The organism is Micromonospora sp. NPDC005215 (assembly GCF_040607915.1).
GTDB lineage: Bacteria > Actinomycetota > Actinomycetes > Mycobacteriales > Micromonosporaceae > Micromonospora.
In genome coordinates this window covers 1-24,172 of the sequence record NZ_JBEXHQ010000076.1, presented here as the reverse complement: position 1 = coordinate 24,172, position 24,172 = coordinate 1, and the positions used below count along the sequence as shown (strand labels likewise).

At 67.7% G+C, this 24,172-nt stretch carries 17 protein-coding genes, 1 pseudogene and 1 CRISPR repeat array; of the genes and pseudogenes, 13 read left to right on the top strand and 5 right to left on the bottom strand.

Annotated elements, in window-relative coordinates; translation table 11 throughout:
* Positions 1-284 precede the first annotated feature (284 nt).
* Positions 285-1,019, bottom strand: a complete 735-nt coding sequence (locus ABZU25_RS32945) for a hypothetical protein (RefSeq protein WP_355033262.1) — start codon at positions 1,017-1,019, stop codon at positions 285-287.
* Between the two features lie 470 nt (positions 1,020-1,489).
* On the opposite strand from ABZU25_RS32945, the pseudogene ABZU25_RS32940 reads away from it, so the two are divergent.
* Positions 1,490-1,603, top strand: a pseudogene (locus ABZU25_RS32940) (oxidoreductase); the annotation flags it as partial.
* A 173-nt stretch (positions 1,604-1,776) separates the two neighbouring features.
* On the opposite strand, the gene ABZU25_RS32935 reads toward ABZU25_RS32940, so the two are convergent.
* From ABZU25_RS32935 to ABZU25_RS32920, 4 genes are all read right to left on the bottom strand, one after another.
* Complete coding sequence (locus ABZU25_RS32935) at positions 1,777-1,926, bottom strand: hypothetical protein (RefSeq protein ID WP_355033261.1); 150 nt, start codon at positions 1,924-1,926, stop codon at positions 1,777-1,779.
* Between the two features lie 53 nt (positions 1,927-1,979).
* Positions 1,980-2,468: a hypothetical protein gene (locus tag ABZU25_RS32930; protein ID WP_355033260.1), complete on the bottom strand. Its 489-nt coding sequence runs from the start codon at positions 2,466-2,468 to the stop codon at positions 1,980-1,982.
* A gap of 207 nt (positions 2,469-2,675) precedes the next feature.
* A complete protein-coding gene (locus tag ABZU25_RS32925; protein ID WP_355033259.1) occupies positions 2,676-3,179 on the bottom strand; it encodes a DUF5954 family protein in 504 nt (167 codons plus the stop codon).
* A 241-nt stretch (positions 3,180-3,420) separates the two neighbouring features.
* Entirely contained in the window at positions 3,421-4,101 is a 681-nt protein-coding gene (locus ABZU25_RS32920) for a hypothetical protein (RefSeq protein ID WP_355033258.1), read from the bottom strand.
* 910 nt (positions 4,102-5,011) lie between these two features.
* On the opposite strand from ABZU25_RS32920, the gene fxlM reads away from it, so the two are divergent.
* The 12 genes from fxlM to cas2 all read left to right on the top strand — a co-directional run bounded on the left by fxlM (position 5,012) and on the right by cas2 (position 23,991).
* A complete protein-coding gene (gene fxlM / locus ABZU25_RS32915; protein ID WP_355033257.1) occupies positions 5,012-6,268 on the top strand; it encodes a methyltransferase, FxLD system in 1,257 nt (418 codons plus the stop codon).
* A complete protein-coding gene (locus ABZU25_RS32910; protein ID WP_355033256.1) occupies positions 6,268-6,432 on the top strand; it encodes an FxLD family lanthipeptide in 165 nt (54 codons plus the stop codon). Before fxlM ends, ABZU25_RS32910 begins: the two co-directional genes overlap by 1 nt.
* A gap of 89 nt (positions 6,433-6,521) precedes the next feature.
* On the top strand, positions 6,522-9,287 hold the full coding sequence (locus tag ABZU25_RS32905; RefSeq protein WP_355033255.1) for a lantibiotic dehydratase: 2,766 nt from the start codon (positions 6,522-6,524) through the stop codon (positions 9,285-9,287).
* A complete protein-coding gene (locus tag ABZU25_RS32900; RefSeq protein ID WP_355033254.1) occupies positions 9,284-10,360 on the top strand; it encodes a lanthionine synthetase C family protein in 1,077 nt (358 codons plus the stop codon). Before ABZU25_RS32905 ends, ABZU25_RS32900 begins: the two co-directional genes overlap by 4 nt.
* Before the next feature lie 27 nt (positions 10,361-10,387).
* On the top strand, positions 10,388-11,149 hold the full coding sequence (locus ABZU25_RS32895) for a thiopeptide-type bacteriocin biosynthesis protein (protein ID WP_355033253.1): 762 nt from the start codon (positions 10,388-10,390) through the stop codon (positions 11,147-11,149).
* A 536-nt stretch (positions 11,150-11,685) separates the two neighbouring features.
* A CRISPR array of direct repeats spans positions 11,686-15,469; the repeat unit is 22 nt; unit sequence CGGACCGGGCGAGGATCGCAAC.
* A gap of 865 nt (positions 15,470-16,334) precedes the next feature.
* A complete protein-coding gene (cas3, locus tag ABZU25_RS32890; protein ID WP_355033252.1) occupies positions 16,335-18,626 on the top strand; it encodes a CRISPR-associated helicase Cas3' in 2,292 nt (763 codons plus the stop codon).
* Between the two features lie 8 nt (positions 18,627-18,634).
* Positions 18,635-19,324, top strand: coding sequence for a type I-C CRISPR-associated protein Cas5c (gene cas5c / locus ABZU25_RS32885; RefSeq protein WP_355033263.1), 690 nt, complete (start codon positions 18,635-18,637; stop codon positions 19,322-19,324).
* Positions 19,324-21,174 (top strand): type I-C CRISPR-associated protein Cas8c/Csd1, encoded by a 1,851-nt coding sequence (gene cas8c / locus ABZU25_RS32880; RefSeq protein WP_355033251.1) that lies wholly within the window; start codon positions 19,324-19,326, stop codon positions 21,172-21,174. The genes cas5c and cas8c overlap by 1 nt, the downstream gene beginning before the upstream one ends.
* Positions 21,171-22,037, top strand: coding sequence for a type I-C CRISPR-associated protein Cas7/Csd2 (gene cas7c / locus ABZU25_RS32875; RefSeq protein WP_355033250.1), 867 nt, complete (start codon positions 21,171-21,173; stop codon positions 22,035-22,037). Before cas8c ends, cas7c begins: the two co-directional genes overlap by 4 nt.
* On the top strand, positions 22,034-22,681 hold the full coding sequence (cas4, locus tag ABZU25_RS32870; RefSeq protein ID WP_355033249.1) for a CRISPR-associated protein Cas4: 648 nt from the start codon (positions 22,034-22,036) through the stop codon (positions 22,679-22,681). Before cas7c ends, cas4 begins: the two co-directional genes overlap by 4 nt.
* Entirely contained in the window at positions 22,674-23,699 is a 1,026-nt protein-coding gene (cas1c, locus tag ABZU25_RS32865) for a type I-C CRISPR-associated endonuclease Cas1c (protein WP_355033248.1), read from the top strand. The genes cas4 and cas1c overlap by 8 nt, the downstream gene beginning before the upstream one ends.
* Position 23,700: 1 nt before the next feature.
* Positions 23,701-23,991, top strand: coding sequence for a CRISPR-associated endonuclease Cas2 (gene cas2, locus ABZU25_RS32860; protein WP_355033247.1), 291 nt, complete (start codon positions 23,701-23,703; stop codon positions 23,989-23,991).
* The last annotated feature ends 181 nt before the right edge of the window (positions 23,992-24,172 follow it).

The following is a 24,172-nucleotide window of genomic DNA, read 5'->3' as shown; positions in this document are numbered from 1 at the left end:
GCGACCTGGACCGGCGCCTGCCTCACCTGCCACCAACCCGTGAAGCCGTTACACCGCAACAAACGCCACAGAACCTAACAAAGCACTACTAGGGCATGGCCCTATCGTCCCGCTCCACCGCGACCCCGAACCCGCCGCGGTAGTCCGCCATCCCCCGCGAGCAGCGGATCCTGTTCAGCGGGCGGACGCCTGCCTGTTCGGCGCTGTGCCCGCTGCCGATCAGCCACGGGATGCGCCGCGAGGGCCGGCCTGGGAAGGCCGGCCCTCGCGGCGCATCAAATCGATCAGCGGGTGCCGACGGCCGGCACGAGTCCTTCGCTACTGAGCGTGGGCAGCGGCTCAACCGGAGGCTCCGGCATGGTGCCCTCACGACCGGCGGGGAACACCGGTAGCGAGGCGCCCCAGTAGCTCAACAGTGTCTGGATTGGGATGAAGCACCCGTTGCCGGTGGAAGTGTACGCGGCGACGGTGATACCGACGGCCAAGACTCCACCCGTACCGTCGGTACGCCAGACCGGGCCGCCGCTGTCTCCGCCCCGGGTGAGGGCAGTGCTGCAGAAGGCGGTCATGCCGTGCCAGGTAATGACGCCGTAGATTCTGCCTTCGGTCCAACCGGTGGTCATGCCCATTTTGCCGACGAGGACATTGGCGCCGAGCGAACTGGTTGGGAAGATGCCCGTGACCTTGCCGGTGCCGGGGCTCCTACCAGTCGTGCCGTCAACCACGATTTGCTGAGCGTCGACAACTAGTTGAGCGTCGACACCGCTGCCCGGCTTGATCAGGGCGGTGTCACGGGTCGTGTACGGGTTGTGTGCGATGCGGCCGTACTCGGCGTCGGTGCCGTAGACCAGGTCGCCAACGACGCCACAATGGCCAGCGGTCAGAAAGAACATGCCGTCCGTGCCCCGGATTGCGTAACCACCGGTGCAATTTGGTCCCGCGTAGTCCTCGGCGGGGTGACCCGGCTTGTAGAAGTAGGTGGCGGCCTGCGCCGGGCCAGCGGCCCCAAGGGCGCTCACGCTGGTGAGGGTGGCGACGACCAGGAACGTCGCTAGGCGCCGGGCTGTGCGACGCCACCCTCGGGCGCCCGCAGCGGTTGTGGTTCTCGTTGGGATTGTCGCGGTCATGTCCGTCCCCCGTCTGCACTGCGCAAAGGTCAGTGCGATCTACCAAGACTGTCATCAACTGACGTTGATGACAGTGCTGATCATCCCGAGGCTCACGCCATACGTCAATGGCTCTTCGTCGCGGCCGGCCTGCCTGCAGTTGGTTGGTGCCGAGCCGACGCCACAGGCTCAGCGGCCCTGCCTGACCGCCCTCTCCGTCGCCGCATCCTCGGCGCAGGTCTTGTGACACGGCCGGTCTCGGACAGAAGAGGAAAGTCCCTCAAGTTTCATCTTGCCGGAGGAGACACCACCAAACGGGCTGCCTCAACCGCTCCGTAGCCCCGACGGTCGGTTCAAGACAGGAGGTCGCGGTGGACAGCTTCCACGTCGACCCCGTCGACGACGGCTCTGAGGTCGTGAGTGTGGTCGCCGACCGGATCCGCACCGAGTTCCTGACGCGCATCGGCCTCGACGACCTGCTCCACCCGCACAACTGATGGACGGCCCGAATGTCTGTGACAACCACATCCCCCGATCCGGTGAACGGCTCATCGGCGGCCGACACATGCCCGCCGCCTCCAGCCGTACCCTGTATCCGGCCGCCGGTAGGGCGTCGGCCAGTTCCGCCGCCGGCTCTGTCACGTACGTCCGAGCGGCCGTGGAACCCGGCTCAGGCTGCATTCCCCGGCTGGGCGGCGACCGCTGTCATCGGGGTCCACTGGCGCAGCTTTCCCAGTTCTTCGCGGCTGCCGGTCAGGTGGGTCAGCGGCAGGGTGTCCGTCGAGGAGCAGTTTGTGCCGGTGGTGACGGCTTGGTGCATCGCGTGGGCAAGTGCAGCACGGGCTGACCGTCGTGGGTTCCGCCGAGCTGCCTCTACTGGGCGCCGGCCAGCGGGTGGGCGGCCGCGGCGGACCTCATACTGGGCTCCCTGGAAGCGTCAGGCAGCGTGAACCAGCGGCCTCCAACTACCTCGCGCAGGTGCCCCTCACTGGCAAGGTGACAACACGCCGCGACGATGTCGTCATGGTCGTAGCCGCCATCGGCAGCTTCGTCGAGGAACCAGCGGATACGCCAGGCGTCGAAGGCTTCAACCACACGCCCGAGCACGGGATCGGTCACCAAATCGACGTCGATCTCCCTGCCGTCGGAGCTGATCATCCGGCAACCTGCGCCGTGCACGGTGTACTCGATCCCGCACTGGGTGAGACCCTCCCGAGGCAATTCCCGGCGTGAGTGGACCGCTGCCAGTAGATCCGCGATGTCCGTGACGGGAAACAAGTCGGCGAGTAGCCGACTTGTCACGTCATGTAGAGAACCGACGAAACGGCGAACCGCATCGACCGGCGAATCATCCTGAGCCACGCGTCCAGCATGTGTGTCCTAATCGCAGGTGAGTACGGTCCTTTCCACCTGGTGGCCGCCGGACACCTACATGTCGACAGTGGGGCGCACTGCATCGAGACGTGCCCGGGAACCCTGCAACTTGCTGTCGCCGAGACCTCAGACGCGCTGCCGCCCGGGAGGTGGGCGTCCGCCGAATAGCCTCCGTCAGGCGCTCGGCACCTGCACTCAGGGCGGCGGCCGGGTACGTGGTTGTCCGGGCCCGATCGTGTTGCCGGTGCTCGTTTTAGCGCTGGCGGTCCGCGCCCGGTGGCTGGTCTGGGTCGGGGTCCGATCGGCCGGACAGTTCGGGGCCGCGGCGCCGATCCGCAGCAGGGTCTCGATGCGGGTGACCCGGAAGTGGCGCCCGCGCACCGTGACGTCGTCGACGGGATTGGTATCGAGGGTGTCTGCGGCTTGGTGGTAGGCGGCTGCCTGGTCGTCGGCCAGCCGCAGCAGGCGCGGTGCGATGTGGCGCGGACCGAAGGCGATCTCGTCGCGGGCCAGCTGCGGTGTGGCCACCGCGCTACTGTAGGGCCGCCACGACCCTGCTACGGATTCGGCAGCGGCGTAGCGGGTCGGCAGGATGACCCCGACCGGCTGGGAGGCGACCGCCGCGACGCTATCGGCGTATACGTCGGCGGCCACCTGGGCGCGAGGGTAGTGCAGGGTCAGCAGCTTCACCCGCAGCATTGCCTCACCCAGGCCGGGTTGCCGGTCTGGGTCCAGTGCCGCTAGTCGCGAGGGTGCCAGCCGTCAGCGTGACGCACTGGCGGAGGTGGAGCACTACTCGCACCTGCTGTCGTCGAGCGAGGTCGGGCAACCAATGCTTTTCAAGGCCCAGCTGATGCAGCGCTACCGTCGCCTCGTCCATCGCTTTCGACCATTGACCAGCGATCTGTCGACGTGCGCGGCCCAGACGAGGTTGTCCGGGCTATCGGGAGAGGTACGCTTTGATGCTTGTTGGGACGAGCCCTGCCGATTCCGTGACGGTGGTCCGTGCATCTCCGGACACCGGTACCAGAGTCGCCTGGTTGGGCGGCACGACGATCAGGTCCCCGATCGGTATTATGCGGTCGGCCTGCTGACGTTCGTCGCCCTTTGGCTCGGTCCAAATGATGTACACCAGCCGAACACTCATCGGCTCGCTGCCGTCATTGCGCACCGACAAGGTGGTGAACGGGCTGCCGCGGTGGAGTACCCGGCCGGACTCGTCCATCGGGATGACGACTGGCTCGACCTGGGTGGCCGGGGCCTCGACGGGTTCCGTGGCGCGGACGGACACAGCCACGTCCTCGGCTAGTTGGGCGCCATCGCCGCTGAAGACCAGCACGTCCAGGCCGCCGCCCGGCGGAACGACCAGCCGGCCCTGGTCGCTGCCGTAGACCGTGGTGACCTTGACCGTGGGTAGCGGGTCCCGATTGGCGTCGAGTGCCGTGAACTCCAATGTCGGGGCAAGTACGCGGGTGCTGTCGTTGAAGATGGTGAGCACCTGGTTCATGTATCCGTCTTCGCTGGTGGCCGAGAACTGGAACCGCAGCGCGGCGGCGGGGGCAGGTCGAGCGATGAGCCCGCAGCCAGCGACGAGCAGCGTGGTCAGGAGTCCAGCGACCATCCCGAAGGACGCTGCTGCCTGTGCTCGTATGCGTGGACGTGTCATAGTCGGGAGAGGGATCGGCACCGCAGCAGGATACGGCGGGATGCTTCGGCCTTCTCACCCCGGTGACGACGATCCACGACAGTGCTCGGAACCTGCCGCTCGCGCAAGCGGGGCGGCTTCGAAGCAGGGCGACGGTCAACGTCTGCGAACGACACGTCAGCCCGTTACGTCAGCGCACCAGCCACCAACGGCGCTGATTGAGATCGTACCCATCATCAGCGCTGCCCCGCACGTGCTGTTCGACCTAAAACTTGATGTCGAACTAGGTGCTGCAACCTCGATGCCGTTACGAGTAGTGGCGATCCGGGCGCTCGTCGCCCCGAAGCGTCTATTGAAGTAGCGGGCGGCCCAAAATTAGGTCCGTGGCGGAACCATACGACAGTAAGGCGTGAGCGATCGCGGGAGGCGTCCGGTCTACGGCGAAGCAGCTTCGCGCCGGGGAATGCAGCTGTCCGCCAGTGGCGACCTAAACTAATGCAGCGTTACATCGCATGGTGGTGATCAGCATGATCACGGTAGCGCCAAACTGCCCCCGATGTGTACGCGCCTGCGCCCGGCCCGGCATCGCGGCGAGCGGTAGAAGAATGTTCGCGCCCGAGGGTTTGCGCAGCTCAGACCCATGTCGGACCTAAGGTCGGCACACAAGGTCGGACCGCAGGTCGGCATTCCCAGCCGCTGCGCGCTGGGGGAGTCTGAGCGCACGGAGTGATGATATGGGATTCGTGAGCCTTGCGGGTTCCGTAGAGGCTCACCTCTCGACCGTCGGTTGAGAGCGCGACTGGATCGGTTGCTCCCGCACGGATTGATCGTTGCAAGCACGGAGCTGCCGCAAGTCATAGCGGCTCGAATAGTCGGAGGGGACTTCATGAGCGTCAGAGCGATGAACAGCGAAAGCCTGCGCCGGGCAATGGTCGATCAGCTGGCGGCTGATCATGCCGACAAGGGCTTGTCGTTGCGGCCGGAGGTGGAGGCGGCGATGCGGACGGTACCTCGCGAGCTGTTCACGCCGGGCCTTCCCCTGGGAGAGGCGTACGAAGACAGGGCGGTCATCACGAAGCGGCGCGGTGAGGAGAACATCAGCTCGGTGTCGGCGCCCTTCCTCATCGCGGAGATGCTCGGCCAGGCGGCCGACGCGCTGGGAGGCCTCCGCGGCCGTGATGTGCTGGAGGTCGGTAGCGGCGGTTACAACGCCTCGCTGCTGCGGGAGCTTGTTGGCGCGGCCGGGTCGGTCACCACGGTGGACATCGACTCAGACGTGACGGACCGAGCGGTCGCGTGTCTCAAGGCGGCGGGCTACGACGACGTCAAGGTTGTGTGCGCCGATGCTGAGCATCCTGTCGATCCTGGCCGCTGCTACGACCTGATCATCGTCACCGCCGGGGCGTGGGACATCCCGCCGGCATGGTGCGAGCAGCTCACCGACCACGGCGTCCTGGTGGTGCCGCTGCGCACGTTCGGGATGACTCGATCGTGGGCGCTCCGCCGTTCCGGCGTCGGCCTGGTCAGCGTGAGCGAGCGGCAGTGCGGGTTCGTGCCGGTACAGGGCGACGGAGCGTACGACGTGCAGTACGTCGACGTGGCCGACGGGGTCCACCTGCGGCTCGATGAAGGCCAGCAGATCCCCTCTGAAGGCTTCGATGGACTGCTCGAGACGCCGCGGCAGGAGGCATGGGCCGGAGTAAGCCTGCCGCCTCCCACGGTGCTGGCGGACTTGGACCTGTGGCTTGCGACCCGGATCGCCGCCGCAGGGAAGGAGTTCGTGGTGCTGACCGCACAGGACGCCGCCATCTCGTCCGGCGTCGTCGCGCCGTCGTGGCGGTTCGGAACCCCTGCTGTCCTCGAGGACGACGGCACGTTCGCCTACCGGTCGGAGCTGCGGTGGACCGGCGACGCGTTCGATTTGGGTGCCTACGCCCACGGCCCTGACACCTCTGTGGCGGCTGCGGCAGCGGGGCGAATGGTCGAGCACATGCGGGCCTGGGTGAGCGCCGGCTGTCCCGCGCCGGCGCTGCACGTTCTGCCCGCGCAGACCCCCGACGGCGACTTGCCGGCCGGGACGGCCGTGGACAAGCGGCACAGCCGCATCGTCCTGGCCTTCACCAGTGAGGGAAGGGAGTCCTGATGGAGTTCGACGAGTACGAGGTCGGCCAGGAACACGTGGAGGGCGAGCTCAACCTCCGGCTGGTCGACGCTGGCCCGGCGTTGAGCGCGTACGCGACTGCCACCGACGACGGCTGCGGTTCCGGCAACACCGGTTCGAACGCCTGCTCCGGCGGCGGCAAGTAACAGCGACGCCGTCCGGTGGGGTCCGACCTCACGAGGTCGGGCCCCACCCTCATCCTCCTCCTTCGCCCCGCCGATTTGGGGAGCGCGCGATGTTCCAAGCGACGGCTGCAGCCCTGATCAGGGCAGCGTCCTACCCTTCCGACCTGACGCTGCCGCCATGGCCCGACCTGACCGTCGAGCAGCCAGAACAGTGGCGGGGATGGCTGCGGCAGGCATGGGCGCTACCAGGGTTCGCCGCTGCCGTCACCCATGCTGCGCCACAGCTGACCGACCAGATCGCCCGCGTACTCGCCGACGAGGCGGTGACCGGGCCGAGACTGCGCCGCGTGGTGGAGGCGACAGTCCGATACCTCCTGCGGTGGACGACGCGCGCGACGCCGTTCGGTCGATTCGCCGGAGTCGCTCCCATGCAGCTTGGCCTCCGCGCCGCTGTCCGCTGGGGTGCCGCGCACAGGGAGGTGAAGCGCGCGAACGGCCAGTTCATCGCCGAGCACACAGCCCAGGCGGAACGGAACCTGCACGTGCTTCGCTCCGTCAGGGTCGTCACGAACCCGACCGGGCATCGGCGCGGCGGTACTTGGGTGGTGCCCTGCGGCCACAGTGACGGTGACCGGGTCAGTGACGTGGAAATCGACCTCACTGACCCGATACGGGTGGCGGTGCAGCTCGCCAGCTCACCGATCGCGTTCGCCGACTTGACCGCCCGGATGGTCGAGCGGACCAACATGAACCTGCCAGACGGCGCCGAGCGGCTCCTTGCCGCACTCGTTGCCGCAGGCGTCCTGGTGTCCGAGATCCGCCCACCAATGACGGTGATCGACCCAGTTGCCCATGTCAGCCAGCACATCGACCTGCCTGACCCCGGCGAGCGTGTTCAGGTTGACCTGCGCGTCGGCTGCACCGTGACGCTGCCACCGGCCGTGGTTCACGAGGCATGTGAGGCCGCAGCAGCGCTCGTCAGCGTGGCACCGCGCCTACCGGGCTGGGCTGCCTACCACTCGGCGTTCATCGAACGCTGGGGACCAGGCGCGGCCGTGCCGTTGCGTGATGTCCTACGCGTTCTGGGCTTCCCCGCCGGTTACCGCGGCTCGCCGCGCCGCAACCCGACGGGACTGACTGCCCGCGACGCTCTCCTCGCGGAACTCGCCGAGCGCGCAGCCCTGCAGGGCTGCGTTGAGGTGGTGCTCGACGCCGAGCTCATCGATCGATTGCGCGGTGACGACGACCGGCCTCCGGTCCCGCATACCGAACTTCAATTCACCCTCGCCGCAGCTACGTGCCGAGACCTCGACCGAGGCGACTTCACGCTGACGGTCATCAGCGGCGCCCGTCACGCAGGCGCCGCGGCGGCCCGGTTTCTACACCTGCTCACCCCGTCCGAACTCGCGCTGTTCTCGGACGTCTACACTCACCTGCCAACGGCCCTGCCGGGCGCGGACGCCGTACAGATCTCCGGCCCACCATTGGGCAGTCGGTTGGCTGCTCTCGCCAGGGTTCCCGAGTTACTGCCCGTCCTGCCGGTCGGCGACTTCCACCCCGACCCGCGATGGACGCTCGCGGACTTGGCCATCACCGGTGACGGTCAGCGGCTCTGGCTCCTGTCGCGCACAACAGGACGGCCTGTCGAGCCCATGCTGCTCAACTGCCTGCTGTTACCGACTCTCCAGCAGCCGCTCATCCGATTCCTGACGGAGATCCCTATCGCATGGACAGCGCCATGCGTCCCGTTCGACTGGGGCCGCTGGCACAATCTGCCGTTCCTGCCACGCGTACGGCGAGGCCGCTCGATCCTGCACCCGGCCCGCTGGATCATCATGGCGGCCGCCCTACCCGGGCGCGGTGCGCCGTGGCACCAGTGGCGGGCCGCCTGGCAGCGGCACCGCGAACAGCACCGGCTACCCGGAGACGTACTCCTTGGCAGCGGTGACGCACGGCTACGCCTCGACCTGGACGACACCGCCCACCTGGCGATGCTGCGCAGCCACCTCGACCGGCAGAGAAGCGCGCCACTCACCGAGGCGCCGGGACGAGCCGGCTGGATCGACGGCAGACCCGCGGAACTTCTGCTCACCCTGACCCGCACTTCGCCACACGACGATGTGCCTCCTCGACCGGCGCGGCCCGCCAGCACGGTGCAGCACCGCCCCGGCCAATCGCTCTGGCTGGACGCCCGCCTCACCGGCCGAACCGGGCAGATCCTCGCCGACCTGTCGAAACGCTCCGACGCGTTACCGGCTGGCTGGTGGTTCCTGCACTATCCCGATCCGCAACCACACCTGCGGCTGCGCATCCCACTCGGTGACGCCAACCAGTTCGCCAGCGTTGCCCGCGACGTTGCCGTATGGGCTGAGCAGCTCGAGGAGCAGGGCCTGCTGGCTGACTACAGGCTGGCCACCTACCGACCCGAGACACGCCACGGCACCGGACCCACCCTCGCCGCAGCCGAAGCCGTGTTCGCTGCCGATTCCCGGGTCGTCCTCGCGAACCTGACCGCCGACCGGCAGGCCACCACCGCAGCCAGCATGATCACCATCGCGCACGGCTTCACCGGCGACGGCCCGCGCTGGATCACCGAACACGTTCCGCAGCGCAGCGGCCCACGTCTGGATCCGACCCAGCTCAACCACGCCGGCCGACCCCACCGAGACGACGGCCTGACAGCGGCGCTCACCGCAGCGCTGACCACCTACCGTGCACTCGTTGACCGAGACGGCCTCGACCCGGACCAGGTGCTGGCGGACCTGCTCCATCTGCACCACGCGCGCATGATCGGCGTCGACCTTGCCTCCGAGAAGCATTGTCTCCGCCTCGCCCGGGCCGTCGCCCACACCACCCTCATCCGCGGCGCGTCATGACCGCAGGACAGTCACTTGCCGACGGGGCAGTTGGCATCGCTCTCTGGCACCTCGAAGCCGGCAGGTGGGAGGCGGCGTACACCGCGCTTGAGGAGGCCTGCGCCGGCGGTGTCAGCGCCACCGACAACGCCAGCCTCTATTACGGCGTACCCGCGCTCGCCTTTGTCCTCGCCGCATCCGACCGGCCCGCGCTCGCCCGGGCCCAAGCCGTCGCCGCCGCCGGAACCGCCACGGTGACCCGCCGTCGGCTGCACACCGCGCACCGACGCATCGACCAGCGCCAACAGCCCGGGTACGCCGAATTCGACCTTATCCGCGGCCTGACCGGCCTCGGCGTCGCCCTGCGTCGCATCGGGAACCTCGGACTCCTCCGCGAGGTACTGACCTACCTCGTACGACTCACCGAACCCATCGGCGCGCTCCCCGGTTGGTGGTGCCCACATGGCCCCAACCGCATCGAGGCAGGACCAGCCGGAGGCCACAGCAACCACGGCATCGCCCACGGCATCACCGGCCCACTCGCACTCCTGGCGCTCACCCTCCGCGATGGCATCACCGTCGACGGACACACCCAGGCAATCAACCGCATCTGTGAATGGCTCGACACCTGGCAACGTCACACCACCACCGGACCATGGTGGCCACAAACCATCACACTCGACGACCTCCGCCGCGGCGACCCAAGCCAACGCCGACCGCTTCGGCCCTCCTGGTGCTACGGCACCCCCGGCATCGCCCGCGCCCAGCAACTCACCGCGCTTTCCCTCGGCGACACCACACGTCGACGCCTTGCCGAGAGCGCGATCGTCGCCTGCCTGAACGATCCGACCCAGATCGGTCAACTCACCGACCGCAGCCTGTGCCACGGAACCGGCGGCCTCCTCACGACTGCACGCCGCGTCGCCGCCGACGCCCTCACACCTATACCCCTCGCGCCACTGCAGTGTCTCCACCAGCAGGCACCAGAGATGACCGACCAACCCGCAGGCTTCCTCGACGGGACATCCGGCGCCGCCCTGGCCGGGACCGGAACCACGACAACCTCATGGGACGCCTGCCTACTCCTCTGCTAGCCCACCACCATCGACCGGACGGCACTCATGGAACAGAACTCCTGGAAGCAGGTGAACGTCGCCTACCCCGGCCCAGACCCCCGGCAACGGGAAAGGCAAGCCGTCGACCACCTCACCCGCGTGCTACCAGTCGCCGAGGCCGAAGGCCTCGTCACCTCGTGGTGGTTCATCCGCAAGGGCCCGTGGCGGATCCGCTACCTCCCCGCCACGCCCAGCAGCGACCGGGTGCACCTACTGCTCACTGACGCCGTCAACTGGACCACCGACATCTACGAACCAGAGACCCATGCCTTCGGTGGCGTCGCCAGCATGAGCGCCGCCCACGCCCTGTTCCACCACGACAGCCGCCATCTCCTGGACTACCTCAGCGACAACCCCGACGACAGGCGGGAACACGCACTCATCCTGTGTACCGCGCTCATGCGCGCCGCCGGCCTCGACATCAACGAGCAAGGAGACGTCTGGACCAAGATCGCTGATCAGCGCAGCACGTTGGCAAGCCCAGCACCCAACCAGGACCCTCGAGCGTGGACTGCTCTCACCTCCGACGTCCGCCACCTCCTGCTCGGCTCGCCACTCGCGGGCGGCATCGACAGCGACTGGCTGGGCGCCTTCAAAGACACGGGGAAGGTAGTGCGCACCCTCCGCGAGTCCGGCAAGCTCACACGCGGAATCCGCGGAATCGTCGCGTTGCACGTGATCTTCCACATGAACCGTCTCGGCGTCCGCGCGAGCACCCAAGCCACCCTCGCCCGCGCCGCGGAAGAGGCCATCTTCAACGACGCGTAGACGCGATGTTTAGAAGCGGATGATGGAGTAGTCTCGAACGTCCCGCTCACCGTCTCCGAGCCTTGATCGGCCCAGGTGATGGCCTGTTTTCTGCGACGCGTCCTTGCTTGCCTCGGGCGGAGAATGACGTCGTTGACCTACTCGACCCGCTGCCCGTGCTCGACCTGATCGCCGATGAGTTAACGCTTGCCGAGGCATCGATCGAGCTGGCCGCAATCCGATCGACGCGGGCGATCCTTCTCGGACGCAAGGCAGCTCTCCGTGTGTCTAGGTGCAGGCCGCTGCCTAGGAGGTCTGGTCGGCCAAGCATCCATGTTCGATTTCCGCGGACATTCAGTGATCACGAGGTACTGCGGGCACGATGATTCGGCGGTGCATGGCGTTTACGGCGCTGGGATCAGTTGATCTAGGAACCTCTGGTGATGGTGGGTTGAGCTTGGGGTTCCGAACTAGAAACTCGGGCGATACGGCAACTTTCGCCTAAGCGGAGTGCCTGGTGATGCTCGAAGTTGATGAATATACGCTGTTGAGCAACTGCTGCGCCCGGTCTTCGGACCGGGCGAGGATCGCAACCACGGTCACGGTGGAGGTCACGAAGAACAGCTAGGCGCTGCGCCCGGTCTTCGGACCGGGCGAGGATCGCAACGACAGATCCAGCTCGCCGCCGGCGTCGATGTCGTCGCTGCGCCCGGTCTTCGGACCGGGCGAGGATCGCAACACCGTCCTACTCGGCCGAACGGACCCCACGGTTCCGTGCTGCGCCCGGTCTTCGGACCGGGCGAGGATCGCAACTGCGTACCCGGCGCGATGCTCACGAATTCGGCAGCACGCTGCGCCCGGTCTTCGGACCGGGCGAGGATCGCAACTCGTACAGTCGTTCGCATGATCCTGAAGAACATCCGGAAGCTGCGCCCGGTCTTCGGACCGGGCGAGGATCGCAACGGGTTGTAGTCGTCCGGGACGTCGAGACTCTGCATCAGGCTGCGCCCGGTCTTCGGACCGGGCGAGGATCGCAACGTTGCCCGCGTTCGCGACCAGATGACCCGCTCGCATGCTGCGCCCGGTCTTCGGACCGGGCGAGGATCGCAACGACGAGATCGCCTCGGTGGCGTGGGACCTGAACCGGGCTGCGCCCGGTCTTCGGACCGGGCGAGGATCGCAACGCGGCCAGCGGCGCCGGCGTGCGGGTGCTGTCGTGGCTGCGCCCGGTCTTCGGACCGGGCGAGGATCGCAACGAGGACTCCGACGGGTGGGCGCACGGGGTGAAGCAGCTGCGCCCGGTCTTCGGACCGGGCGAGGATCGCAACACCCTGTCGCTGCAGACGCTCGCGCAGGAGGTCGCCGAGCTGCGCCCGGTCTTCGGACCGGGCGAGGATCGCAACGACGTCCACAGTGACCCGACGGTCCGAGTCGGGTAGCGCTGCGCCCGGTCTTCGGACCGGGCGAGGATCGCAACATCGCCGCGCTAGCGGTCAACGTGCCCGGGTTCGCGCTGCGCCCGGTCTTCGGACCGGGCGAGGATCGCAACCAGGAGCAGGCCGTCAGCGCGGCCGATGTCATCGAGCGGCTGCGCCCGGTCTTCGGACCGGGCGAGGATCGCAACGGCAATAACGCTGGCGCGCTGGGCGATGGTGGCTACTGCTGCGCCCGGTCTTCGGACCGGGCGAGGATCGCAACCGGTTCGCGTTGGAGAAGAACGTCGAGTTGGGGCCACCGCTGCGCCCGGTCTTCGGACCGGGCGAGGATCGCAACCGGTGGGTGGTGGGCACCGCCCCGGCTACGGCGACGCGCTGCGCCCGGTCTTCGGACCGGGCGAGGATCGCAACTCGTTCTTCCGCGACGCGATCAAGGCGGGCCGCGACGCTGCGCCCGGTCTTCGGACCGGGCGAGGATCGCAACCTGTCCTGGGGCACCCTCGCCACCCGGCTGGCCGAGGCTGCGCCCGGTCTTCGGACCGGGCGAGGATCGCAACATCCAGTCCCGCCGCGAAGCCGGCCAGAAACCCCGCGCTGCGCCCGGTCTTCGGACCGGGCGAGGATCGCAACGACGGCATCAGCTCGTGGTGCGCGTGCGGCTGGTTGCTGCGCCCGGTCTTCGGACCGGGCGAGGATCGCAACCTGAGCGGCACGACCCTCGCCCGCGACGACGCCTCGCGCTGCGCCCGGTCTTCGGACCGGGCGAGGATCGCAACCCGGCCGGGATGGACCCGCACGAGCAGCGTTGGGCCGGCTGCGCCCGGTCTTCGGACCGGGCGAGGATCGCAACAGGCTGTCGATGCGCAGCTGCACTACCGGCAGTGCATGCTGCGCCCGGTCTTCGGACCGGGCGAGGATCGCAACACGGGCGAGGCATGGTTGGAGGTCCGCGAAGCGATCGCTGCGCCCGGTCTTCGGACCGGGCGAGGATCGCAACCACCAGTTGGTGCGCGCAGCACGACCGCACCGCGCTGGCTGCGCCCGGTCTTCGGACCGGGCGAGGATCGCAACCGGTTGCGCGACAGCGAGAAGAAGCTCACCGACCACGCTGCGCCCGGTCTTCGGACCGGGCGAGGATCGCAACACTGTGCGCTGCTTGGCACCCTTGCCCGTGACTGCCGCTGCGCCCGGTCTTCGGACCGGGCGAGGATCGCAACGAGTGGGGGACCTACGACCTGCGGGCCGCCGGTCAGAGCTGCGCCCGGTCTTCGGACCGGGCGAGGATCGCAACTACCCCGAGAAAGGCGGCAGCAGCGAACAGGCCCGCGCTGCGCCCGGTCTTCGGACCGGGCGAGGATCGCAACGATGTTGCCCCGGGGCGTCGTGACCGTGGCCGAGTGCAAGCTGCGCCCGGTCTTCGGACCGGGCGAGGATCGCAACTACGTGATGCAGGCGGAGGACCGGGAGCGGGCGGCCGCTGCGCCCGGTCTTCGGACCGGGCGAGGATCGCAACCGGTCGTCCTGCGCGGGAGGCGACACGGAACCGGGGGCTGCGCCCGGTCTTCGGACCGAGCGAGGATCGCAACACGCGCAAGCTCGCCCACGGCGACCGCCGGGTCTGGTCGCTGCGCCCGGTCTTCGGACCGGGCGAGGATCGCAACTTGCCCTTGGGGGTGTTGGTCGTGGTCGGCTGCTGGCCGCGCCCGGTCTTCGGACCGGGCGAGGATCGCAACTTCGCGCCCACCGAATGACGCGCACCGTGGCGGCCTGGCTGCGCCCGGTCTTCGGACCGGGCGAGGATCGCAACTTCGGGTCGGCGGCCGAGCAGCTCGCCCGGCGGGCCGGCTGCGCCCGGTCTTCGGACCGGGCGAGGATCGCAACGCGTCGCCGGGGAACGTGGTGTGCCGGCAGCGCACCGAGCTGGGCCCGGTCTTCGGACCGGGCGAGGATCGCAACGCGGCCGGTGTCGACGAGCTGGGGCCGCACGAGTAGCTGCGCCCGGTCTTCGGACCGGGCGAGGATCGCAACTCCACGGCGTCGCCCCAACCGTCGCCGGCCTGGCCGTGCTGCGCCCGGTCCCCGACCGGGCGAGGATCGCAACGAAACCCGCGACAGGCAGCACCTCAACAAGTACCGGCTGCGCCCGGTCCCCGGACCGGGCGAGGATCGCAACGTCGTCCCGCCGGGTCAAGCATCGGAGATCCTGGTCGCTGCGCCCGGTCCCCGGACCGGGCGAGGATCGCAACAAGGGCACATCGCGGTGTGGGCGACGGCGAACTCCCGATGTGCCCGGTCCCCGGACCAGGCGAGGATCGCAACGGGACCGAAGACCTGGACACCGACCCGGACGGGATCGCTGCGCCCGGTCCCCGGACCGGGCGAGGATCGCAACTGTCGCTGCACCTGGTGGCCACCGGTAACCAGACGTGCTGCGCCCGGTCCCCGGACCGGGCGAGGATCGCAACCTGATCCTGCCTCAGGACGAGGTCAAGGCATCCGAGCTGCGCGGTCCCCGGACCGGGCGAGGATCGCAACGGCTGCCAGGTGAACTTTCGTGGCCCCGTTGATGGCACGCTGCGCCCGGTCCCCGGACCGGGCGAGGATCGCAACTCCCTGTTGACCAGCGCCGAAGCGACTGGATCGACGCGCTGCGCCCGGTCTTCGGACCGGGCGAGGATTGCAACCTCGGGCTCGCCGGCGCCGCCGCGCAGGCTGCGACGGGCTGCGCCTGGTCTTCGGACCGGGCGAGGATCGCAACCAGCGGTACACCTCGGAGCAGCGCGCTGACCGCGCAGCTGTGCCCGGTCTTCGGACTAGGCGAGGATCGCAACACCACCGTCTTCGGGCCGATGCCGTCCACACCGCGCAGCTGCGCCCGGTCCCCGGACCAGGCGAGGATCGCAACACGGTAATGACAAAGATGGCTCAGTGCGGGTTGCCTGCTGCGACTGATTCCCGGACCGGGCGGGCGAGAGTCCCCAACTGGGTTGGCCAAACGCTTCGCCGTGTTCGTAAAGGTGATTGCGGAGATCTGCGAGCTGGTGCGGTGGGTCAAGCCCATTGCTGTCCCACGTTGCTCACCGTTTGCGAACGATTTGGGTGAGGAGTCCAAGGGCAGTCAGGAAGGCAAGGATTCCGGCTGGTAGCCCTTCCATGGTGCCGACTACTATTCCGCAGGCCGCACTTATGGTGAGGATGAGCGTCCATCGTAAGGAGAGTCGGGTATCAGGCTGCTCCTCATGCGGGTCCGGACCGTTTGAGGGCGATTGGCCGACGCTCATCTACTCTCCTCGAGTCTCGGGAAGCGGTCATCGCGGAAGCCCGCTATGCGATAGCGCGCCAGCTCATTTCTAAGGCTCGGAGCAGAGGCGGTCAGGCCAGCACAGTCGCCGGTCATCGGCGTAAGCGCTGCCATGGTTGCACGCTGTCTGCGTCGATGCAACCCTCGGTAGTCACGCCAGAACCCAATTCTGTTGACGACGACAGAGAACTTGGCAGATGGAGGGCCGCTATGATGCCGCTGGTGGTTGTAGAGGCCCCGGGAGGGGACTGCGGCTGGCGTGGTCGCGTTAAGCCGAGGGTCGCAACTCTGTTGTCGTGCCAGAGTTCGGTGCTGGCACCGAGGTAGCCGCGGGCTGGGGGTAAGTCCCCAACCCGCGGCGCTCAGGTAAATATCCGACAGATCTTGAACGTGACGTTGACTCCGTTGAAGCGGGGTGGCTGGATAGGCCCGTGTTGAAGCCATCTTGTAATCAGTTTAGGGACTGCGTGTGAGCGGCGAGGCTCCGTTGTGGGCGCATAGCCCTGCTCCCGGTACCGAGGTGTGGCACTCTCTCGAGGATCACCTGCGTGGTACGGCCACCCTTGCGCGACGGTTCGCGGCCTCCTTTGGTGGCGGCGACTTGGCGTACTGGCTGGGCTTGCTACATGACTGCGGCAAGGCGAGTGATGCGTGGCAGGAGCGGTTGTCAAAGGTTGCCGCTCAGGGCGGGCGAGTCGGCATCGACCACAAGGCGTTCGGGACGCGAGTCGCGTGGGACCGTGGTCTGGGTCGATTCGCTGTCGGCGTTTTCGGGCATCATGGTGGGCTCCTGGACCAGGGCGACTTCAAGAAGAAGTTGATGGCTGCGTTGAGGGATAACCCGCGGAACGTGGCGTCGGCGGAGGCTGCCCTGTCCCGTCTGCTGCCGGACTTGCCCGCCGATCTGAGTACCGCGCTGCCTGAGCGTTGGCAACAGGATCCGCTGGTGGGGGAGATGGCGCTGCGGCTGTGTTACAGCGCCCTGGTTGACGCCGACGGGTTGGACACTCACGCGCACCACCATCAGCTTGCCGCTCCGAGGGTGCGCCCAGACGCCGACTTCGCCCACCTGTTCGCCCTGTTCGAAAGCCGGCGAACAGAATCACTCGCGCAGCGTCCGCCGTCGCCGATCGATGGGCTACGGGAGCAGGTCTACGCGGAGTCTCTCGCCGCTGCCGAACGACCTACCGGGATGTTCCGGTTGCACGCGCCGACTGGGGTTGGGAAGACGCTCGCCGCGGCTGGCTTCGCGCTGCGTCACGCGCAGCGGCACGCTCTGCGTCGGGTGATCGTCGCGGTGCCGTTCTTGACCATCACCGAGCAGAATGCCGCCGTCTACCGGCAGATGCTCGATGAGAATGGTGCGGAGCCGGTGGTGTTGGAGCATCACAGTCAGGTGGATTTTGATGCTCCTGCGGCTGGGCCTTGGGCGCGTCAGGCTGCGGAGAACTGGGATGCGCCGTTCGTGGTGACGACGTTTGTGCGTCTGTTCGAGTCCCTCTATGCCCGTAAGCCGTCGGCGATGCGGCGGGTGCATCGGCTGGCGGGGTCGGTGATCGTGCTGGACGAGATTCAGGCGTTGCCGCACGACATGCTCGTACCGATTCTTGATGGTCTGCGTCTGCTGGTGGAGCACTTCGGGACGACGGTCCTGCTGTCGTCGGCTACGCAGCCTGATTTCTGGGCTCTGCGGACCTTCGCGGACCTGGACCGGTTCGAGTTGGTCTCGGAAGTGTCGGTGCTGAACGAGAAAATGCGGCGTGTGTCGTACGAGTGGCGGCTGGACGAAGGTCTGACCTTGGCTGACACCGCTGATGACGCCAGCGTCGGGCTGGCTGCCAGCGGTGTCGGTGGCGCGTCGGCGATGGTGGTGGTGAACACGACAGCGGATGCGCGGACGGTGTATCAGCGGTGGCAGGAGGAGGGCTTCGGTGATGTCGCCTGGCACCTGTCGACGCGGATGTGCCCGGCGCATCGGCGCCGGGTGCTGGAGGTGGTGATCCGGCGGTTAGGTACCGGTGAGCGAGTGCTCCTGGCGGCGACCCAGCTGGTGGAGGCGGGCGTGGACCTGGACCTTCCGCTGGTGTATCGGGCGATGGCACCCGCTGATTCGTTGCTGCAGGCCGCCGGTCGGGCCAATCGGGAAGGGCGCTTGGAGCGTGGACGGGTCGTCATCTTCGCTCCGTCAGACGGTGGGCAGCCTGAGGCGTACAAGAAGCTTGTCGGTGTGGCGAAGACCTGCTTCGGGCGCGACGTGGCCGATCCGGACAACGAGTCGGCGTTGTCGGACTACTACCGTCGGGTCTACAACGCGCTCAACCTGAAGGACCCGGAGCACGTTGGCCAACGCATCCAGCAGGCCCGTGAGCAGTGGGCGTTCCAGACCGTTGCTGATGGCCCGCTGATCGATGTGAACAGCGGCCGTCGTGATCACAGGCGCGCGTTCCGGCTCATCCGTGACGAGGGCATCTCTGTGGTGACTCCGCAAGGTGCGTTGACGGACGCAGAGTCCGCCACGCTCGTCGACCTGATTGAAAAAATCCGCGCTGCGCCGGTGCCGGACCTGCACGACCTGCGTCAGCTTCAGCCCTACACCACCACCGTGCACAGCGGTGTTCTCCGGAACCCGGAGGTTGCGGCGTATATGCGGCCGATCATCGGCGACGAGGTGCAGGTGGGCGCCCTGGTGGAGTGGTTCGGCGAGTACGACGAGGCAACTGGCATCACCTTTGACCCGAGTTTCGAGGAGTTCGTGCTGTGACGACGGATGTGATCGACGGGGTGACCCTGCGACGGAGTCGCGAGGGTGACCTGCCCGTGGTGGTTCAGGTCGTCGGCGAGGCCGCCCTGTTCTCCCGCCCGGAGCTGAAGGTGGAGCGGGTGAGCTACCCGGTCATGACGCCTCCCGCCGCGGTGGGCGTGCTGGAGTCGATCTATTGGAAGCCGGAGTTCCGCTACGAGATCGTCGCGATCGAGGTGCTCCGCCCGATCCGGCAGTTCACGATCCGTCGCAACGAGACCACGGACGTGGCGCCGTTGGCGGAGGCGATCAAGGGCACCCGCCGGGTGGACACGGTGGCGCATCGCGATCAACGCAATGCCGTGTGCCTGCGGGACGTGGCTTACCGCATCCACGCGCACATGGTGCCGGCTGCGCATGCGGACAAGCCGGCTTCCGCGTACCGGGATCAGTTGCGCCGCCGGGTCCGAAGGGGTGCCTGCTTCCAACGTCCCTACCTGGGTACGCGGGAGTTCAGTGCGGAGTTCGGTTGGCCGGACGACACGGTCGGGCGTCAGCACGATCTGCATGAGGACATCGGCATCATGCTGCACTCGATTCACCGCGACGGTGGCGGCGGTAGTCCTCGCATGGAGTGGTTCTCCGCCCGGGTGCAAGCCGGGGTTCTGTACGTGCCGCAGCGGGGGATGGAACTCGCCCTCCCGGGCGGGGGCGTCTGATGTTGCTGCAGCGGCTCGTCGAGTACGCGGAGTCCAGCGGCGAGGTGACTCCACCGTTCTACGCCAGGAAGCCGGTGCGGTTCCTGCTTTACATCGCTGCTGACGGCACACCCGCCAACGCCGAGCTGGTCGATTTCGCGGATCCGGGAACACCCGGGCAGCGATTCGGAATAAACCGGTGGATGCCGAATGTCACCCGTACCGTGGGGGTCGCGCCGACGCTGGCCGCTGACACTGTCGAATACGTGTTGGGTTGGGTCGCCGAGGACGGCGGGAGAGCCGACCGGGTGGCCAAGCAGCACACCGCGTTCCAGGAGCTGATCCGGGATTGGGCTGCCGCAGAGCCGGATGGCCCAGCTCCCGCCATCGCCGCCTTCTACGCTGGCGGTCACGCGCCGAAGGTCGTCACCGATCGGACGTGGAGCCGCGCCGACGTGGTGGCCTTCGTCGTCGACGGGCAGATCGCCACCGAACACGAAACAGCGAAGCGGTACTGGGCGGGCGTCGCCGCCGGGCGTAAGGGCCTCGGTCGGGCCGGTTACTGCCTGGTCTGCGGGCAGGTCCGCGACCTGCTCAAGACGATCCCGCAGCAGATTCCGCGGCGGTGGCTGCCCGGCGCCACCCAGAGCGCCTCCCTGGTGAGCGTCAACGAGGCGTCCCACGGCTATGAGCTGACGAAACTTCTGGCCCACACGCCGATCTGTGTCACGTGTGGTCTGACGTTCATGTCGTCGTTGACGGCGGTGCTGTCCGATGAACGGCACAGCACCGCGCTACCCGGGCAGAACGCCCGTCTGGCCTGGTGGTTGGTCGGCGGCTCCCGCTTCGACCCCATGGCCCCGCTGGACGCCCCGGACCTCGACGACGCCCGCGCCCTGCTCACCACCCCCGTCGACGGCATCGATCCCGGCGATGATGACCTGTCCACCTTCTGCTCGGTGACCGTCGGCGGCAACGTCGCCCGGGTCGTGATCCGCGACTGGGTGGAGATGCCGCTGCCCCGGGTCAAGGACCACATCCGTTCGTGGATCGACGATCACAAGATCGTCGACTGGTCCGGTGAGATCACCCAGGTCCGGCTGACCCAGCTGGTCCGCGCGGCGGGCCGGTGGCAGGTCGGGCGGGGTGGCGCTCCCGGCAGTTGGGTCAAGCTCGGCGCCAGGGGTGAGGACCGCCCGACCGGCCTGCAACACGCGCTGCTACGGGCCGCGCTGCTCCACGCCCCGCTGCCGCCGCGACTGCTTACCCATGTGCTCAACCGAATTCGCACCGATGGCCGGGTCGATCCGGCACGCGCGGCCCTGATCCGGCTCGGCCTGCGCCGCCAAGCACTTCGACTTGACGATCCTGAAAGCCGAACCGCCGAGTTTGAAAGGCTGACCCCCACGTTGAACTTGGACAACAACGACCCCGCCTACTTGTCCGGCAGGGCCTTCGCGGTTCTCGATGACCTTCAGCAGACGGTCTTCCGCGCAGCTAACCAGCCGCTGAACACCACCTTCGCCGAGCGGTACATGGGGCGCGCCATCACCAACCCGAGAGTCGTCCTGGTCAACGGGCAGCGGACCTCGACTGCCTGGTTGCGCCGCCTCCGCGGACCGCTGCGCAAACCGGGCTGGGCCAGGGCATACGCCAACCGCCTCGACGACATCTTCGCCCAGATCGACACGAGCCGGCACTCGATCCCGAGCACCGCCGTCCTGGCGCAGAAGGCCCAATTCGTCCTCGGCTTCCACCAGCAACGCGCCGCCATGCGCGCCGAGCGCATCGAGGCCGCCGCCAAGAAGAAGAACACCGACCTGCCACCCGCCTCGGACGACCAGCCCACCACCGAAGGAGACGCCGAATGAGCGACACCCACCTCGACCCGGCCCGCCGCCACGACGCTGTCCTCCTGTTCGACGTCACCGACGGCAACCCCAACGGCGACCCCGATGGTGGTAACCAGCCGCGCACCGACGACGAGACCGGCCAGGGACTGGTCACCGACGTCGCCATCAAACGCAAGATCCGCGACACCGTCGCCCTGATGCGCGGCGACGACCCAAAGTTCGGGATCTTCGTCGAGGCCGGCCACGCGCTGAACACCCGCATCGAGGAAGGCCTCAAGGCCAACCCCGGCCGCGCGGACGAGGCACAGCGGTGGCTCTGCGAGCACTACTTCGACATCCGCATGTTCGGCGCCGTCCTCAGCACCGGCACCACCAAGGGAGGCGCCGGACAGGTACGCGGTCCGGTGCAGCTCACCTTCGCCCGCAGCGTCGATCCGGTCCTCCCCACCGATCACGCCATCACCCGGGTCACCCAAACCCGCCAGGACGACATCGACAAGGGTGAGCGGACCGAGATGGGCTCAAAATGGACCGTGCCCTACGGCCTCTACCAAGCCCGCATCTTCTACTCCGCCCCCCGCGCCGGGAAGACGGGCGTCACCTCTGACGACCTCGCCGTCTTCTGGCGGGCGATCACCCTGATGTTCGACCACGACCGCTCCGCCACCCGCGGCGAGATGAAGCTCTGCGGCCTGTACGTCTTCAGCCACCCCGATGCCCTCGGCGTCGCGCCGGCGGCCAGCCTCACCGAACGCGTATCCCTCAGTCGCGATAACACGGAAAAGCCGGCCCGGCACCACCTGGACTACCAGCTGACCCTCGCCACCGACAACCTGCCCGAGGGTATCGAGTTCACCCCACTGGTGAATCTCTGGCCGTGACCCCGACGACCGATGGCGACGGCACCCTCGCCGAGATCCCGCTCTCCGCACTCGAGCACTACGCCTACTGCCACCGACAGACCGCGCTCATCCACGTCGAGGGCATCTGGGGCGACAGCGCGCAGACCGTACGCGGCGATCTGAGCCATCGACAGGTGGACCTGCCCGGCCTCACCCGGCGGGCAGGTCTCACCACCATCCGCTCCCTACCCGTCGGCAGCACGGTGTACGGCCTCAGAGGCATCTGCGACGTCGTCGAATTCGCGGGCACCACCGCCACCCCAGTCGAATACAAAGTCGGCCGCTACCAGCCAGACGGACCCGCTGACCTGCAACTCGCCGGTCAAGCCCTCTGCCTCCTCGAAGCCGGATTCGACGTACCCCTCGGATACATCTACTCCGTCGCCGAACGCCGACGCCACCCGGTCACCATCAGCCCCGACCTCCTGCACCGGGTAGTGCAAGCGGCCGAGGCCATCCGGCGTCTCCTCGCGTCCCAACAACTACCAGCGGCGCGGAATGACACTCGCTGCCGCAAATGCTCGCTGCGCGATGATTGCCTACCGGACGTGACCGACGGTCGACAGACCCGACCGGCAGCCGACCTCTTCACCCCAAGGCCGTTGGGACAGTGGCGTGACTGAACTACTCAACACCCTCTACGTACAAACGCCCGGGACCAGCCTGCACCTCGACGGCGACACCGTCCGCGTCTACCACCCGGAACAGACCGGACGACGCCTGCTGCCCCTGACCCGAGTCGACCACCTGGTCCTCTTCGCCGGCGTGACCATCACCGACGACCTGCTGCTGCGCTGCGCCGACGACGGCCGATCCGTCAGCTGGCTCACCGGCATGGGCCGATTCAGAGCCCGCGTCGCCGGCCCCACCAGCGGCAACCCAATCCTGCGACAAGCCCAGCACCGCGCCGTCGACAACCACGAACACCGGATCACGATCGCCAAAGCCATGGTCGCCGGCAAGATACACAACTCCCGCCAAGTCCTGCTCCGCGCCGGCCGCGACACATCCGGCCACCGACAGACCGCACTGCGCGCATCCGCAGAACTCATCGCCCAACGACTGGAACTGCTCAAGAGCGCCGAGAACATCGACAGCGTCCTCGGCACCGAAGGCATCGCCGCACACGACTACTTCGCCGCCCTGCCATACCTCGTCACCGACAAGCAATGGCGCGGCACCGGCCGAACCAAAAGGCCACCCACCGACCCCGTCAACTGCCTCCTGTCCTTCCTCTACGGCATGCTCCGAGTCGCCGTGCACGGCGCACTCGAACAAGTCGGCCTCGACCCCTACATCGGCTTCCTCCACGCCACCCGCCCCGCCAAGCCAGCACTCGCACTCGACCTGATGGAAGAGTTCCGCCCCCTCCTCGCCGACAGACTCGCCTTCACCCTGCTCAACCGACGAGAACTCTCCGCCGACGACTTCGAACTACTCCCCAACGGCGCATACCGGCTCACCGAAACCGGCCGAAAAAACACCCTCAACGCCTGGCAGACCGCACGACGACGAGCCTGGCCACACGCCCAACTCAACCGCGAGATAGAAGGCGCCGTTCTCCCGCTCGTGCAAGCACGCCTGCTCGCCCGGCACCTCCGCGGAGACCTCGCCACCTACCGCCCCTGGACAGTCAACTGACGTGGACATCCTCATCACCTACGACGTCGAAACCATCACCCCAGCAGGCCAGAAGCGGCTGAGGAAAGTCGCCAAAATCTGCGAAGCGTACGGACACCGCGTCCAGAAATCCGTCTTCGAGGTCGTCTGCCGCGACACCGACAAGGTCAAACTCGTCGCAGCCCTACAAGATGCCATCGATCCCGCCCGCGACAGCATCCGCATCTACCGTCTCCCGGCCAACGCGCTCGACAACGTCGAACACCTGGGGCTGCCACGACACGTCGACCCCCGCGGCCCGTTCGTGATCTAGGAACCCCCAGTGGCCGCCCCGAGAGCGTGACGTTCCCAACTAGCAAATCATGCTAATTGGGGCTTCTCTAGCACTGCCACAAGTGTCTAGTGCTGTGACCGGAAACGTTGGCCGGGTTGGGTGACACGCCGGTCGACGTTCCCGGTTGGGCGTTGGACGGGCTTCAGGCTGTCGGGATGGC

Bases quoted from the DNA above. Each gene is read 5' to 3' on its own strand.
- ABZU25_RS32920 (WP_355033258.1), bottom strand. From the start codon at position 4,101: ATGGTCGCTGGACTCCTGACCACGCTGCTCGTCGCTGGCTGCGGGCTC.
- ABZU25_RS32900 (WP_355033254.1), top strand. From the start codon at position 9,284: ATGACCGCAGGACAGTCACTTGCCGACGGGGCAGTTGGCATCGCTCTC.
- ABZU25_RS32925 (WP_355033259.1), bottom strand. From the start codon at position 3,179: ATGCTGCGGGTGAAGCTGCTGACCCTGCACTACCCTCGCGCCCAGGTG.
- cas7c (WP_355033250.1), top strand. From the start codon at position 21,171: ATGAGCGACACCCACCTCGACCCGGCCCGCCGCCACGACGCTGTCCTC.
- ABZU25_RS32910 (WP_355033256.1), top strand. From the start codon at position 6,268: ATGGAGTTCGACGAGTACGAGGTCGGCCAGGAACACGTGGAGGGCGAG.
- ABZU25_RS32905 (WP_355033255.1), top strand. From the start codon at position 6,522: ATGTTCCAAGCGACGGCTGCAGCCCTGATCAGGGCAGCGTCCTACCCT.
- ABZU25_RS32935 (WP_355033261.1), bottom strand. From the start codon at position 1,926: ATGCACCAAGCCGTCACCACCGGCACAAACTGCTCCTCGACGGACACC.
- fxlM (WP_355033257.1), top strand. From the start codon at position 5,012: ATGAGCGTCAGAGCGATGAACAGCGAAAGCCTGCGCCGGGCAATGGTC.
- ABZU25_RS32895 (WP_355033253.1), top strand. From the start codon at position 10,388: ATGGAACAGAACTCCTGGAAGCAGGTGAACGTCGCCTACCCCGGCCCA.
- cas8c (WP_355033251.1), top strand. From the start codon at position 19,324: ATGTTGCTGCAGCGGCTCGTCGAGTACGCGGAGTCCAGCGGCGAGGTG.